Here is a 13,561-nt window from a genome sequence, read left to right on the forward strand (position 1 = left end):
TCCGCCGCGACCGGCGGCAAAGCAAGCAAAGATCAGTCCAGCAGACGTCGCGCGATGACTTGCGCCTGAATCTCGGCCGCGCCCTCAAATATGTTCAGGATGCGCGCGTCGCACAGGATGCGGCTGATCCGGTATTCCAGCGCAAAGCCGTTGCCGCCGTGGATCTGCAACGCATTGTCCGCCGCAGCCCATGCCACCCGCGCGCCCAACAACTTGGCCATCCCCGCTTCCAGATCGCAGCGCTTGTCATGGTCCTTCTGCCAGGCGCTGAAATAGGTCAGCTGCCGCGCCACCATGATCTCCACCGCCATTATCGCAAGCTTCCCCGCCACGCGCGGAAACGCGATCAGCGGCTTGCCGAACTGCTGGCGGTCGGTCGCATATTGCATCCCGGTCTCCAGCGCCGATTGCGCCACACCCACGGCGCGTGCCGCCGTCTGGATGCGCGCGCTTTCGAACGTCTGCATCAACTGCTTGAAGCCATGACCTTCGACCCCGCCCAGAAGGTTTTCCCCCTTCACCGCAAAGCCGTCGAAGTTGACGGTGTATTCCTTCATGCCCCGGTAACCCAGAACCTCGATCTCGCCACCCGACAGCCCTGCGTCGACGAACGGCGTCTCATCCGTCCCCGGCGTCTTTTCCGCCAGAAACATGCTCAATCCCCGGTAATCCGTGGTGCCGGGAACCGACCGCGCCAGCACCGTCATCACATGGGTGCGGGCGGCATGGGTAATCCATGTCTTGTTGCCGGTGATCTGCCAGTCGTCCCCCACCTTCGCCGCCCGGGTGCGCAACGACCCAAGGTCGGACCCGGTGTTCGGTTCGGTGAACACCGCCGTCGGCAAGATCTCTCCGCTCGCCAGCTTTGGCAGCCACTGTTCCTTCTGCGCCTCGGTCCCGCCGCACAGGATCAATTCCGCCGCGATCTCGGTCCGCGTGCCAAGGCTGCCCACGCCGATATACCCGCGTGACAGCTCCTCGCTCACCACCACCATCGACGCTTTCGACAGCCCGAACCCACCATACGCCTCGGGGATCGTCAGGCCAAAGACGCCCATCCCGGCCAGCTTGTCGATCACCTCCATCGGGATCAACTCGTCGCGCAGGTGCCAGCCCTGCGCATGAGGGATCACCTCGTCATCGGCAAAACGGCGGAACTGGTCGCGGATCATCTCCAGCTCATCGTCCAACCCAGTCACGCCGAACGTCGCCCGCCCGTGGTTGTCCCGCATCAGCGCCACCAGCTCCAGCCGCGCCGCATTGGTGTTGCCGCCCGCCATCAACGCCCGCGCCGCATCGCCCGGCTGCCATGTCACGCCCAGATCGGCCAATCGCGCGATCTCGCCCTGGCTCATCGGGATGCCGCCCGCGATCTGGTTCAGGTATTCCCCGAACGCGATCTGCAGGATCAGTGCCTCCATGTGCCCAAACTTGCCCTCGGCCTTGATCCGCCCAGCCCAGGCCTGCATCTGGCGCAGCGCCTCGACATAGGTCGCCAGCCACGCCATCGCATGTGCGGCCGCCTGATGCTCCTCCATCAGCGCGGGCGAGACCTTGCTCGCAACAGTCACCTCGCCCCGGACGTTTTCACGCGCCGATGCCAGCAGCGCCTCCACCTCGGGCAGCGCGGCGGCGGTCAGGGCCAGAAGGTTGGTCAGGGCGGCGGACTGGGTCATGGTCTGGCCATCATGCGGCATCTTTGCGCTCCGGTCATCTACGGGATTCTGCACCTGCAAAGACCTAATGCCTTCGCATCCGCAGAGCAATATCGTTTCGTCATAAATATCGTCCACGCATTAAAGTGTCGCGGCTGAATTTGCGGCAGCGCCACCTTTCGCCCAGTCCGCGCATCGGTCACAAAGGCCGCACCCAAGACGGATGGCGCGATGGATGTTCTGATGGATGGCCTTTCGGCCCCCGCCTTTCTGGTGGCGCTGGCGGTGGCCGGGGTCGCGGGCTTTGTGAAGGGCGCGGTCGGCTTTGCGATGCCGATGATCATGATTTCGGCCTTCTCGTCCTTCCTGCCGCCCGAGGTTGCCTTGGCAGGGCTGATCCTGCCCACACTTTTCACCAACCTGTCGCAGGCCTTCCGGCAGGGTGTTCCCGCCGCAAAGGACACCGCCTTCACCTACCGCCGCTTCCTGATCGGCACGGTGATCTTCATCGCCGTCTCGGCCCCCTTCGCCGCATTGATCCCGCGCGAGGCGTTCCTTCTGCTCCTCGGCCTGCCGATCACCATCTTTGCGGCGCTGCAACTGGCGGGCTTCAGCCTTGCGATCCGCCTGCATCACCAAACCCGCGCGGAATGGTGCCTGGGGGTGATCGGCGGGCTTTACGGCGGGGTATCGGGCATCTGGGGGCCGCCCTTGCTGATCTACCTCCTCTCCACCGGCGCCACGAAGATCGAGGCGGTCCGCGCGCAGGGCGTTGTGTTCCTGATCGGCGCGGTTGCGCTTCTGGCCGCGCACCTTGGCACAGGGGTAGCGAACGGCCCCTCGCTTGCCTTCTCGGCGGTGCTGTCGATCCCGGCGCTCATTGGGCTGAAGGTCGGCTACGCGGTGCAGGACAGGCTCGATCAGACCCGCTTTCGCCGCTGGACCCAAGGGTTGCTGATCGTCACCGGGCTTAACCTCGTGCGTCAGGCGCTGTTCGCCTGACCGCATGAATCGACCTGCAGGGTCGGGACATCCCCTGAAAACCTGCACGCCCGTTGTTTGGTTCCCGTCTCAGCGGATCGCGGCGGCCTTCACGTCGGCGTCGATGAACGGCACGTACTGGCCGAAATTATCGGCAAACATGCCCACCAGCTTTTTCGCCTGCACGTCATAGGCGGCCGGATCGGCCCAAGTGTCGCGCGGCGTCAGCAACGCGGTATCGACGCCCGGCACTGCCACCGGCACCTCGAAGCCAAAGACCGGGTCGCGCCGGAACGTGGCCCCGTTCAGCGACCCGTCCAGAGCCGCTGCCAGCAATGCCCGCGTTGCCTTGATCGGCATCCGCTTGCCGGTGCCGTACGCACCGCCGGTCCAACCGGTGTTCACCAGCCAGCACGACGCGCCGTGCTTGGCGATCTTGGCCTGCAACAGCTTGCCATAAACCTCGGGCCGGCGCGGCATGAAGGGCGCGCCAAAGCAGGTCGAGAATGTCGGCTGCGGTTCCGTGATTCCACGCTCGGTACCCGCAGCCTTCGAGGTGAAGCCAGACAGGAAGTGATACATCGCCTGCGCCGGCGTCAGCCGCGCTATCGGCGGCATCACCCCGAACGCATCGCAGGTCAGCATCACCACATGCCGCGGATGCCCGCCAAGCCCCGTGACGCTGGCGTTCGAAATTGCCTCCAACGGATAGGCGCAGCGGGTGTTTTCGGTCAGGCTGCGGTTGGAAAAGTCCAGCACCAGCGTTTCGGGATGGTAGACCATGTTCTCGACCACCGTGCCAAAGCGGTGCGTCGTGGCATAAATCTCCGGCTCGGCCTCGGGCGACAGGTCTATGGTCTTGGCGTAGCAGCCGCCCTCGAAGTTGAAGATACCCCCGTCCGACCAGCCATGTTCGTCATCGCCGATCAGCGTGCGGTCGGGCGAGGCGGAAAGCGTGGTCTTGCCGGTGCCCGACAACCCGAAAAACACCGCCGCATCGACCGGGTTGCCGACCGCATGGTTGGCGCTGCAATGCATCGGCATCACACCCTTTTCCGGCAACAGGTAGTTCAGCACCGTGAACACGGCCTTCTTGTTTTCCCCGGCATAGGCGGTGTTGGCGATCAGCACGCACTTTTCGTCAAAGTTCAGCGCGATCACGGTCTCCGTCCGGCTGCCATGCCGGGCAGGGTCTGCCTTGAACGACGGACAATTGATCACCGTCCATTCCGGCACGAAGCCCGCCAGTTCCTCGCGCGACGGACGGCGCAGCAGGTGGCGGATGAACAGGCTATGCCATGCCAGTTCCGTCACCACCCGCACATCCAGCCGGTGCACCGGGTCGGCCCCGGCATACAGGTCCTGCACGAACACCTCGCGCCCCTGCACGTGCTCCAGCATGTCCGCTTTCAGCCGTGCAAAATGCTCCGGCGACATCGCGGCGTTGTTTTCCCACCAGATCGTATTTTCCGTGGCCGGGGTGCGCACGACGAACTTGTCCTTCGGCGACCGTCCGGTGAACTGCCCGGTCGAACACAGAAACGCGCCGCCACGGCCCAGCCGCCCCTCGCCGCGCGCTACCGCCGCCTCGACCAGTGCCGGTTCGGTGAAATTGTAATGCACCCGCCCCGCACCCCTGATCCCCTGTGCGTCGAGTGTCGTGAATACGGTCGTTGGGGTGTGTTTCATCCTGCAAGCTCCGATGGTGATCAAATCGCTCAAAAACTTACGCCCGGGCCAATGGGCACCTAAGACAACCCAAAAGTCGACAAGTTGCTCCCTTGGTTTAACATGATGTTTTCAAATGGGAACAGCCGCCTCTGCGCCCGTTAGCGCAACCATCCCGACGTTAGCGCAACCAAGTTTGCCGCATCTTGGGCTGCGTTGCGAAATTGTCGGCAGCGTTGCGAAATTGCTTCGGCTTCGGCGGTTTTTTGTCACGAAACCCCGCGTGCGGCGGGGGTGATTCGCTTTCCTGTTGAATATTCCTGCCGGACAACGGACAATGGAAAAAAATAATCATAGAGCTGTGGCAGTTAGAGGGATTATCGGACATGTCGCGTATCGCCCTTGTGGACGATGACAGGAATATCCTGACGTCGGTGGCAATGACCCTTGAGGCCGAAGGTTTCGAGGTGGAAACCTACAACGACGGTCAGTCCGCACTTGAAGCGTTCAATCGTCGGATGCCCGACATGGCGGTGCTGGATATCAAGATGCCGCGCATGGACGGGATGGATCTGTTGCAGCGGATGCGGCAGAAAACCTCGATCCCGGTGATTTTCCTGACGTCGAAGGATGACGAGATCGACGAGGTTCTGGGCCTGCGCATGGGCGCCGACGACTATGTGAAAAAGCCGTTCTCGCAGCGCCTTCTGGTCGAACGCATCCGCGCGCTGTTGCGCCGGCAAGAAGCGATCTCGACCAGCGAGGTCGGCACCACCGAAGAAACCAAGATGATGGAACGCGGTGCCTTGCGGATGGACCCGCTGCGCCACTCCGTAACCTGGAAAGGGATGGAGGTGTCGCTGACCGTCACCGAGTTCCTGCTGTTGCAGGCCCTTGCACAGCGCCCCGGCTTCGTGAAGTCGCGCGACCAGTTGATGGATGTGGCCTATGACGATCAGGTCTACGTCGACGACCGCACCATCGACAGCCACATCAAGCGGCTGCGCAAGAAGATGCGATCGGTTGACGACAACTTTACCGCGATCGAGACGCTTTACGGCATCGGTTACCGCTATAACGAAGAATGATGACCTGAAACCATGACGGCGGCACCTCGGATTGCGATGGAGGAATATCGACCGAAACGATCCGGCGATGTGTTGTTGGGGGAAGACTGGGTCTCTCCCGACGCCACAGTCGAACGCCTGAAGGACGGCCGCGGTCGCGGCGCGATTGCGCAACTGAACCGTTCGCCTCTGGCGCGCAAGATCATCGTGTTCAACCTCATGGCGCTGGTCATGATGGTGGTCGGCGTCCTCTTCATGAACCCGTTCCGTGACAGCCTGGTGCTGCAACGCGAACAGGGCATGATCCGGCAGGCCGAACTGGTGGCGGCGGTCTATCAGGCGCAGCTTGGCGCGGGGGCCGCGTCGGTCGATTTCCGCGCCTCGCTGGAACAGTTCCGCGTCGATCCGTCGTCCGAGTTGTTCGTGTTCGATCCCAGCGCGCGGCTTCTTGGCTCCAAGGTCGGGCAGGGTACCGAGACGATCGTCACCGATCCGGGCCGCCCCACCTTCATCACCGATTTCCTCGATGGCGCATGGAGCGGGGTCACCGCGATCCTGCGGCAGGGCAATTCGGTGCAGACCGAAACCGTCGATGCCGCCGTGGTGGCCGCAGCCCTCGTGCCCGTGGCCACCTCCGGCAACACCACCGTGCGCACCGTGACCGACCCCGAAGGCAACGCGATCTTCGCTGCCGCCGCGCCCATCTCGCTTGGCGGCGAGGTGATCGGCGTGGTCGCGATCACCTCAAGCTCGAACGAGATCGACCGTCTGGTCCGCTACGAGCGCGAACAGATCCTGCAAATCTTCCTCCTCGCGCTGATCGTCTCGATCGGCCTCAGCCTTATGCTCGCCTCCACCATCTCCAACCCCCTCTCGGACCTCGCCGCCGCCGCCGAGATCGGGCGCAACCGCGATGCCCGCCGCGTCGCCCCCAGCCGCGTCCGCATCCCCGACCTTGCCGCTCGCCCCGACGAAATCGGTCGCCTGTCGGTCGCGATGCGCGGCATGGTGACGGCGCTTTACGACCGGATCGACGCCAACGAACAATTCGCAGCCGACGTCGCGCACGAAATCAAGAACCCGCTCGCGTCCTTGCGTTCCGCCGTAGGCTCGCTGCGCTTCGTGAAGAAAGAGGCGCAGCGCGAAACCCTGCTCGACGTGATCGACCATGACGTCCGCCGCCTCGACCGTCTGGTCAGCGACATCTCCAACGCCTCCCGTCTCGACAGCGAACTGGTGAAGGAAGAGGAGGAGGAGTTCAACCTTATCAAGACCCTCACCAACCTCTGCCAATACCTGTCGCAGCAGGCCGGTGAAAAGGGTGTCGATTTCATCATCGATCTTCCCTCCGAACCGATCAACACCCACGGCCTCGAGGCGCGTCTGGCGCAGGTGTTCGTCAACCTCGTGACCAACGCGATCTCTTTCTGCGAAGACGGCGACGCCGTCCGCGTCTGGGCGCGCCGGCGCGAAAACAGGGTGCTGGTGGTGGTCGAGGATACCGGCCCCGGCATTCCCGAAGAGGCGCTGACCAAGATCTTCAAGCGATTCTACTCCGAACGCCCCAAGGGCGATTTTGGCAACCACTCCGGCCTCGGCCTTGCGATCTCGAAGCAGATCATCGAAGCGCATGGCGGCGTGATCTGGGCCGAAAACATCCGCCCCACCGCCGCCGACCCCAACTCTCCGCCCTTGGGTGCGCGCTTCGTCATCGGCCTGCCGGTGTGACCGATGCGGGCGACCGGACGGTGCTTCACGCCAGTACAGTCGCGCTGAATGGGCGTGGTCTCCTGATCCTGGGGCCATCCGGCGCGGGCAAATCGTCGCTCGCGCTGCGGCTTCTCTCGCTTGGTGCCCGCCTCGTCGCCGATGACCGCACCGAACTTGCCCGCGAAGGCGGGACCCTCGTTGCCCGCTGCCCGCCACCCCTGCGCGGCCTGATCGAGGCGCGCGGCATTGGTCTGCTGCGCACCGATCCCGCCCCCACCGCCGACATTGCCCTTGTTGCCGACCTCGGGCAGACCGAAACCGACCGCCTGCCACCTGATCGCCGCATCACGATCCTCAGCGTGTCGCTTCCCCTTGTCCTTGCGTCGGCCCATGCCCATTTTCCCGATGCAGTAATGCTTTACCTTCGTCATGGCCGCCATGCCTGACGCCAGACCCGAGTTGCCCCGATGACGGCTGATCCCAGCCCTGACCACCGGCTCGTGCTGATCACCGGCCCTTCGGGCGCCGGGCGGTCGACGGCCATCCATGTGCTCGAAGACCTCGGTTACGAAGGCATCGACAACATCCCCCTGACGCTGGTGCCGCGTCTGCTGGAAGGCCCGCCACTTGGCCGCCCGATGGCGCTGGGCCTTGATGTCCGCAACCGCGATTTCAACGCCACCGCGCTCATTGAACTGATCGACACGCTGACCCGAGACCCGCGCGTAGCGCTGGAAGTGCTGTATCTTGACTGCGCGGCGGGCGAACTGATCCGCCGGTTTTCCGAAACCCGCCGGCGCCACCCGCTTGCCCCCGCCGAAACCCCCGCCTTGGGCATCGAACGCGAGATTGATCTTCTGGCCCCGATCCGCGTCCGCGCCGATCACCTGATCGACACCACCGATCTTTCGCCGCATGATCTCAAGGCCGACATCGCCCGCTGGTTCGATGCCGGCACCTCGGGCCGTCTGGCGGTTTCGGTGCAATCGTTCAGCTACAAGCGCGGCGTGCCACGCGGCGTCGACATGATCTTCGATTGCCGGTTCCTCACGAATCCCCACTGGTCGCCCGCGCTGCGCCCGCTTGATGGCCGTGATCCGGCGGTGGAAAGCTACGTCCGCTCCGACCCGCGCTTTGCCGAGTTCTACCGCAGGGTGACGGAAATGATCCTGTTTCTGCTTCCGGCCCATCAGGAAGAGGGCAAGGCCCACCTTTCCATCGGTTTTGGCTGTACCGGAGGGCAACACAGGTCGGTCGCCGTAGCGGAACTTGTCGGCAATGCGCTTGCGGAAGCCGGCTGGCCGGTGTCAAAACGTCACCGGGAACTTGAACGCAGGGCGGCTTCCGGCCAGCCCGACGCATTGAAGGTGGCAGACGCTTGATCGGTATCGTGATCGTCGCTCATGGCGGGCTAGCGCGAGAGTATCTCTTGGCGGTGGAGCATGTCGTGGGCAAGCAGGCTGGCGTCCGTGCCATAGCCATCGAAGACGACCACGACCGCAATGCAAAGCAGATGGAAATCTGCGATGCTGCCGACGCCGTCGACACCGGGCAGGGCGTGGTGCTGGTGACCGACATGTTCGGCGGCTCGCCCTCGAACCTGTCGCTGCCGGCCTGTGCCACCTCGGGGCGGCGAATCCTCTATGGCGCGAATCTGCCAATGCTGATCAAACTGGCCAAATCGCGTGATCTTTCCGTGCCGGACGCGGTCGCCGCGGCACTGGATGCGGGGCGCAAATACATCAACTCCCTCGATCTGGGTGGAGGAGCCTGACATGACCACCCGGACCTTCAGCATCGTCAACGAAAAGGGCCTGCACGCCCGTGCCAGCGCCAAATTCGTCGAAGTGGTCGAAGCGCATGACGCCAGCGCCGAAGTCACAAAGGACGGGCTCGTCGTGTCCGGCGACAGCATCATGGGGCTTTTGATGCTGGCCGCCTCGCGCGGCAGCTCGATCGAGGTGCGCACTTCAGGCACCGAGGCGGGGAAGCTTGCCGATGCGCTGGAAGCGCTGGTTGCGAGCCGCTTCGGTGAGGAGTATTGAAGCACGCTGATGATGAAGGCAGTCGCTTCGTGACGAACCAGTCGGAGATCGGACAGGCGGGGAAACCGCTTCACAAGACCGCCGGTGCAGCCAAGGCCGACAAACCCTATGACATGCGCCGGCTCAGCTATGCCGGAACCTTCCCGAACCCGTTCAAGGCAGGCACGATCCGCACCATCGAATGGCTGACTGCCAAGATACAGCTACTGCGCCTGATCCGCAGCTTCGAGAAATCGGGCGCCCCGTTCGGCGCGCCGTTCTGGCCCAAGGCGATCCGCCACATGGGTATCCGAATCGACACCCCGCCCGAAGAAATCGCCCGCATCCCGCCCACCGGCCCGGTTGTCGTGGTGGCCAATCACCCCTCGGGCCTCGTCGACGGCATGGTGATGGCCGAAATGATCAACCGCGTCCGGTCGGATTTCAAGATTCTCACCCGCTCGCTTCTGACCGGCATCCCCGAGGTCGAGGAGTTCATGATCCCCGTGCCCTTCCCGCACGAGGACAACGCCCGCGAACTGGGCCTGCAAATGCGGGACGAGACGATGAAGCACCTCAAGGCCGGGGGCGTGATCATCCTCTTTCCTGCCGGCAAGGTCGCGATGTCCGAAGGCTGGTGGGGGCCGGCGGTGGAAGCCGAGTGGAACGTCTTTACCCACAAGATTGTCCGGTCATCCGGCGCGACGATCCTGCCGATCTACTTCCCCGGCCAGAACTCCCGCGCCTTCCTGATCGCCAACAAGCTGTCGGATACGGTGCGTCAGGGCCTGCTGCTCTATGAAATCAAACGCAGTCTCTTCAAACCGCAGCGTCCCCACATCGGCCACCCGATCCCGGCCGAAGAACTGAAGAAATGGGAAGGCAACCCGCGCGGTTTCCTCGCATGGCTTCGCGAGCATACCTTGGCGCTCGGGCAGCGCGACGCGCAGGACAAACCTTAACGCCGCCCTAACGGTCGGCGTTAGTTTATGTTTTTAAACGATTTCGTCAGGCGTCCCGCGGTGGGACAGCCTCACCGCGTCGGCACCGGCACGTCGCCCCGGTAGTCATAAAACCCCCGCTGCGTCTTGCGCCCCAGCCACCCGGCCTCGACATACTTCGTCAGCAACGGGCAGGGCCGATACTTCGTATCCGCCAGCCCCTCGTGCAGCACGTTCATAATCGACAGGCAGGTATCCAGTCCGATGAAATCCGCCAGCTCCAGCGGCCCCATCGGGTGGTTGGCCCCCAGCTTCAAGGACTCGTCGATCGACTTCACCGACCCCACGCCCTCATACAGCGTGTAGACCGCCTCGTTGATCATCGGCATCAGGATGCGGTTGACGATGAAGGCGGGAAAATCCTCGGAACTCGACGCGGTCTTGCCCAGCTTGCGCACCACCTCGTGAAGGCTTTCCCAGGTCTCCTGATCCGTCGCGATCCCCCGGATCAGCTCGACCAGTTGCATCACCGGCACCGGGTTCATGAAGTGGAAGCCCATGAACTTCTCCGGCCGGTCGGTGCGGCTGGCCAGCCGGGTGATGGAAATCGACGAGGTGTTCGAGGTCAGGATTGTCGTCGGCTTCAGGTGCGGCAGCAGGTCCTCGAAGATCGCCTGCTTTACCGTTTCCCGCTCCGTCGCCGCCTCGATGATCAGGTCGCACTGGCCCAGATCGGCCAGTTTCAGCGTGGTCTTGATCCGCTCCATCGCCGCGCGCTTGTCGGCGGGCAGCACCTTGCCCCGCGTCACCTGCCGCTCGATGTTGCGGTCGATGGTGGCGATGGCCTTCGCAAGGCTGTCCTCGGAAATGTCAGTCATCAGAACGTCAAAGCCCGCCAGCGCAAAGACATGGGCAATGCCGTTGCCCATCTGCCCAGCGCCGACCACGCCCACCTGCCTGATTTCCATCGCGAGACGCCTCCTTGATCCTTACTGCTTATGCCGCAAGGCCGTGGCCCGGCGCAAGGACGGGCAAATCCTTCCGGCAATGCGAAAGGGGCCGCAACAGCGGCCCCTTCTCAAACGTGCAGCCAATCAGCCGATCACAGCTTTTCGGTCAGTTCCGGCACCAGCGTGAACAGGTCGCCCACCAGCCCGTAATCGGCCACCTGGAAGATCGGCGCCTCTTCGTCCTTGTTGATCGCGACGATGATCTTGCTGTCCTTCATCCCCGCCAGATGCTGGATCGCACCCGAGATGCCAACGGCCACATACAGATCCGGTGCCACGACCTTGCCGGTCTGCCCAACCTGCCAATCGTTCGGCGCATAGCCACTGTCGACCGCGGCACGGCTTGCCCCAACGGCGGCGCCCAGCTTGTCAGCCAGCTTTTCGATCAACGCAAAGTCTGCCTGGCTGCCGACACCCCGGCCACCCGACACGACTATCCCCGCGCTGGTCAGTTCGGGCCGGTCGCTCGATGCGACGCGGTCCTCGACCCAGGCCGAAAGCCCTCCGTCGACGCTGGCCGAAACCTTCTCGACCGGAGCCGAACCGCCCTTGCCAGCCGCATCGAACGTCGCGGTCCGCACCGTCAGCACCTTCTTCGCGTCCGACGATTTCACCGTCTGGATCGCGTTGCCGGCATAGATCGGGCGCTCGAACGTGTCGGCGTCGATCACCGCCAGCACTTCGGAGATCACCATCACGTCCAGCATCGCCGCAACCCGCGGCAGCACCGATTTCGAAAACGCGCCCGAAGCCGCAACGATATGGCTGTAGTCGCCCGCAAGGCTGACAATCAGCGCCGCCGTAGGCTCTGCCATCGCGTGGGCATAGGCCGCGTCGTCAGCGTAAAGCACCTTCGCCACGCCGGCCAGCGTCGCCGCTTCGGCCGCAGCTGCATCACCGCCCGTGCCCGCCACCAGCACCGTCACCGGGCCAAGCGATTTCACCGCCGTCAGCGTCTTTGCCACCTGATCGGTCGCAAGCGCGCCGTCGATCACATCCGCCAGAAGAAGAACGGCCATCAGATCACCCCCGCTTCGTCTTTGAGTTTCGCGATCAGCTCGTCAACCGAGGCCACCCGCACGCCCGCCTTGCGGCCCGCAGGTTCCACCGTCTTAAGCACCGACAGGCGCGGGCTGACATCCACGCCGTAATCCGCCGGGGTCTTGGCTGCCAAGGGCTTGGCCTTGGCCTTCATGATGTTCGGCAGCGACGCATAGCGCGGCTCGTTCAGGCGCAAATCGACGCTGATGATCGTCGGCAGCTTGACCGTGATCGTCTGCAACCCGCCGTCAACCTCGCGCGTGACGGTGGCCTTGTCGCCCTCGATGGCAATCTCGCTGGCGAACGTCGCCTGGCTCCAGCCCAAAAGCGCCGACAGCATCTGCCCAGTCGCGTTCATGTCGTTGTCGATGGCCTGCTTGCCGCACAAGACCAGACCGGGCTGTTCCTCGCGCACTACGGCGGCCAGCAGCTTGGCCACGGCCAAGGGTTCGATGTCGGTGTGCACGTTGTCGGTGGCCTCGATCAGGATCGCCCGATCCGCGCCCATCGCCAGCGCATTGCGCAGGGTTTCCTGGCTTTGCTTCACGCCGATCGACACCACGACAACCTCGGTCGCCAGACCCTTTTCCTTCAGCCGGATCGCCTCTTCCACGGCAATCTCGTCGAAGGGGTTCATCGACATCTTCACGTTGGCCAGATCGACACCCGATCCGTCCGCTTTGACGCGGACCTTCACGTTGTAGTCGATCACGCGCTTCACAGGCACCAGGACCTTCATCGGCGTTGATCTCCATCCAAGGGGCAGAGAAGCCCCGTCAAGCTCTCTGGCCGCGTGTTACCGCAGCGAAACCCGTTGCGACAGAGCAAATACGACAGGTTTGCGCGACGCGACGCCGCGTTTTGATCGGCGGGGGCGATCACGCGCCTCAGCGCGTCAGGCCCGGCACCCACAGCACGTCATCCTTGCCGTCGTTGTTGGCGATGCGGCCTGCCACAAAGAACCAGTCCGACAGCCGGTTGAGGTATTTCACCGCCTCGGGGTTCACATCCTCCATCGTGGCGGTTTCGACCACCAGCCGCTCGGCACGTCGGCAGACGGTGCGGCACAGGTGCAAGTGCGCGGCCAACGCGCTGCCACCCGGCAGGATGAAGCTGCGCAACGGCGTCAGTTTGGTGTTCATCGCGTCAATCTCGGCCTCCAGCCGCAAGACCTGCGGCTCGATGATCCTCAGCGCCGGATACTCGCGCGTGGCGTCCAGATGCCGGTCGGGCGTGCAAAGATCGGCCCCCAGATCGAACAGGTCGTTCGAAATGCGCTTCAGCGCCGCGTCGATCTCGCCGATCGCGTGCTGGCGCGCCAGACCGACGGTCGCGTTGGTCTCGTCCACCGTGCCGTAAGCCGACACGCGCAGCGAATGTTTCGCCACCCGCGCGCCATTGCCAAGCGCGGTTTCCCCGGCATCGCCGGTCTTGGTGTAGATCTTCGACAGAACGACCATCAGT

General features: G+C 63.8%; 14 protein-coding genes. 8 read left to right on the forward strand and 6 right to left on the reverse strand.

The features are described from left to right. Positions 1–32 precede the first annotated feature (32 nt). Positions 33–1,697: an acyl-CoA dehydrogenase family protein gene (locus ACROUL_RS04670; protein ID WP_431298380.1), complete on the reverse strand. Its 1,665-nt coding sequence runs from the start codon at positions 1,695–1,697 to the stop codon at positions 33–35. Between the two features lie 189 nt (positions 1,698–1,886). Between ACROUL_RS04670 and ACROUL_RS04675 the strand changes: the two genes are divergently transcribed. Continuing rightward, on the forward strand, positions 1,887–2,657 hold the full coding sequence (locus ACROUL_RS04675; protein ID WP_431298381.1) for a sulfite exporter TauE/SafE family protein: 771 nt from the start codon (positions 1,887–1,889) through the stop codon (positions 2,655–2,657). Positions 2,658–2,726: 69 nt separating this feature from the next. On the opposite strand, the gene ACROUL_RS04680 is transcribed toward ACROUL_RS04675, so the two are convergent. Further along, positions 2,727–4,325 (reverse strand): phosphoenolpyruvate carboxykinase, encoded by a 1,599-nt coding sequence (locus ACROUL_RS04680; RefSeq protein WP_431298382.1) that lies wholly within the window; start codon positions 4,323–4,325, stop codon positions 2,727–2,729. A 365-nt stretch (positions 4,326–4,690) separates the two neighbouring features. Between ACROUL_RS04680 and ACROUL_RS04685 the strand changes: the two genes are divergently transcribed. From ACROUL_RS04685 to ACROUL_RS04715, 7 genes are read left to right on the forward strand one after another with little or no spacing between them, the layout of a single operon-like run. Beyond that, positions 4,691–5,392: a response regulator transcription factor gene (locus tag ACROUL_RS04685; protein WP_305568519.1), complete on the forward strand. Its 702-nt coding sequence runs from the start codon at positions 4,691–4,693 to the stop codon at positions 5,390–5,392. Between the two features lie 12 nt (positions 5,393–5,404). Then, positions 5,405–7,099, forward strand: coding sequence for a sensor N-terminal transmembrane domain-containing protein (locus tag ACROUL_RS04690; protein ID WP_431298383.1), 1,695 nt, complete (start codon positions 5,405–5,407; stop codon positions 7,097–7,099). Further along, positions 7,096–7,527 (forward strand): HPr kinase/phosphorylase, encoded by a 432-nt coding sequence (locus ACROUL_RS04695; protein ID WP_431298384.1) that lies wholly within the window; start codon positions 7,096–7,098, stop codon positions 7,525–7,527. The genes ACROUL_RS04690 and ACROUL_RS04695 overlap by 4 nt, the downstream gene beginning before the upstream one ends. A 21-nt stretch (positions 7,528–7,548) precedes the next feature. Further along, a complete protein-coding gene (gene rapZ / locus ACROUL_RS04700) occupies positions 7,549–8,463 on the forward strand; it encodes an RNase adapter RapZ (protein WP_431298385.1) in 915 nt (304 codons plus the stop codon). Then, positions 8,460–8,855, forward strand: a complete 396-nt coding sequence (locus ACROUL_RS04705) for a PTS sugar transporter subunit IIA (protein ID WP_431298386.1) — start codon at positions 8,460–8,462, stop codon at positions 8,853–8,855. The genes rapZ and ACROUL_RS04705 overlap by 4 nt, the downstream gene beginning before the upstream one ends. A 1-nt stretch (position 8,856) precedes the next feature. Beyond that, positions 8,857–9,126: an HPr family phosphocarrier protein gene (locus tag ACROUL_RS04710; RefSeq protein ID WP_431298387.1), complete on the forward strand. Its 270-nt coding sequence runs from the start codon at positions 8,857–8,859 to the stop codon at positions 9,124–9,126. 29 nt (positions 9,127–9,155) lie between these two features. Further along, positions 9,156–10,067: a lysophospholipid acyltransferase family protein gene (locus tag ACROUL_RS04715; protein WP_431298388.1), complete on the forward strand. Its 912-nt coding sequence runs from the start codon at positions 9,156–9,158 to the stop codon at positions 10,065–10,067. Between the two features lie 71 nt (positions 10,068–10,138). On the opposite strand, the gene ACROUL_RS04720 is transcribed toward ACROUL_RS04715, so the two are convergent. The 4 genes from ACROUL_RS04720 to ACROUL_RS04735 all read right to left on the reverse strand — a co-directional run bounded on the left by ACROUL_RS04720 (position 10,139) and on the right by ACROUL_RS04735 (position 13,557). Then, on the reverse strand, positions 10,139–11,014 hold the full coding sequence (locus tag ACROUL_RS04720; RefSeq protein WP_431298389.1) for a 3-hydroxybutyryl-CoA dehydrogenase: 876 nt from the start codon (positions 11,012–11,014) through the stop codon (positions 10,139–10,141). 134 nt (positions 11,015–11,148) lie between these two features. Then, entirely contained in the window at positions 11,149–12,075 is a 927-nt protein-coding gene (locus tag ACROUL_RS04725) for an electron transfer flavoprotein subunit alpha/FixB family protein (RefSeq protein ID WP_431298390.1), read from the reverse strand. Further along, positions 12,075–12,836: an electron transfer flavoprotein subunit beta/FixA family protein gene (locus ACROUL_RS04730; protein WP_431298391.1), complete on the reverse strand. Its 762-nt coding sequence runs from the start codon at positions 12,834–12,836 to the stop codon at positions 12,075–12,077. The genes ACROUL_RS04725 and ACROUL_RS04730 overlap by 1 nt, the downstream gene beginning before the upstream one ends. A gap of 148 nt (positions 12,837–12,984) precedes the next feature. Further along, a complete protein-coding gene (locus ACROUL_RS04735) occupies positions 12,985–13,557 on the reverse strand; it encodes a cob(I)yrinic acid a,c-diamide adenosyltransferase (RefSeq protein WP_431298392.1) in 573 nt (190 codons plus the stop codon). Positions 13,558–13,561: the final 4 nt, after the last annotated feature.

This window comes from Tabrizicola sp. BL-A-41-H6 (assembly GCF_050632395.1).
In the GTDB taxonomy this organism is placed as follows: Bacteria; Pseudomonadota; Alphaproteobacteria; order Rhodobacterales; family Rhodobacteraceae; genus JAUYQR01.

Coding starts and splice junctions, on each gene's coding strand:
- ACROUL_RS04670 (WP_431298380.1), bottom strand. CDS start 1,697: ATGCCGCATGATGGCCAGACCATGACCCAGTCCGCCGCCCTGACCAAC.
- ACROUL_RS04675 (WP_431298381.1), top strand. CDS start 1,887: ATGGATGTTCTGATGGATGGCCTTTCGGCCCCCGCCTTTCTGGTGGCG.
- ACROUL_RS04680 (WP_431298382.1), bottom strand. CDS start 4,325: ATGAAACACACCCCAACGACCGTATTCACGACACTCGACGCACAGGGG.
- ACROUL_RS04685 (WP_305568519.1), top strand. CDS start 4,691: ATGTCGCGTATCGCCCTTGTGGACGATGACAGGAATATCCTGACGTCG.
- ACROUL_RS04690 (WP_431298383.1), top strand. CDS start 5,405: ATGACGGCGGCACCTCGGATTGCGATGGAGGAATATCGACCGAAACGA.
- rapZ (WP_431298385.1), top strand. CDS start 7,549: ATGACGGCTGATCCCAGCCCTGACCACCGGCTCGTGCTGATCACCGGC.
- ACROUL_RS04710 (WP_431298387.1), top strand. CDS start 8,857: ATGACCACCCGGACCTTCAGCATCGTCAACGAAAAGGGCCTGCACGCC.
- ACROUL_RS04720 (WP_431298389.1), bottom strand. CDS start 11,014: ATGGAAATCAGGCAGGTGGGCGTGGTCGGCGCTGGGCAGATGGGCAAC.
- ACROUL_RS04725 (WP_431298390.1), bottom strand. CDS start 12,075: ATGGCCGTTCTTCTTCTGGCGGATGTGATCGACGGCGCGCTTGCGACC.
- ACROUL_RS04730 (WP_431298391.1), bottom strand. CDS start 12,836: ATGAAGGTCCTGGTGCCTGTGAAGCGCGTGATCGACTACAACGTGAAG.
- ACROUL_RS04735 (WP_431298392.1), bottom strand. CDS start 13,557: ATGGTCGTTCTGTCGAAGATCTACACCAAGACCGGCGATGCCGGGGAA.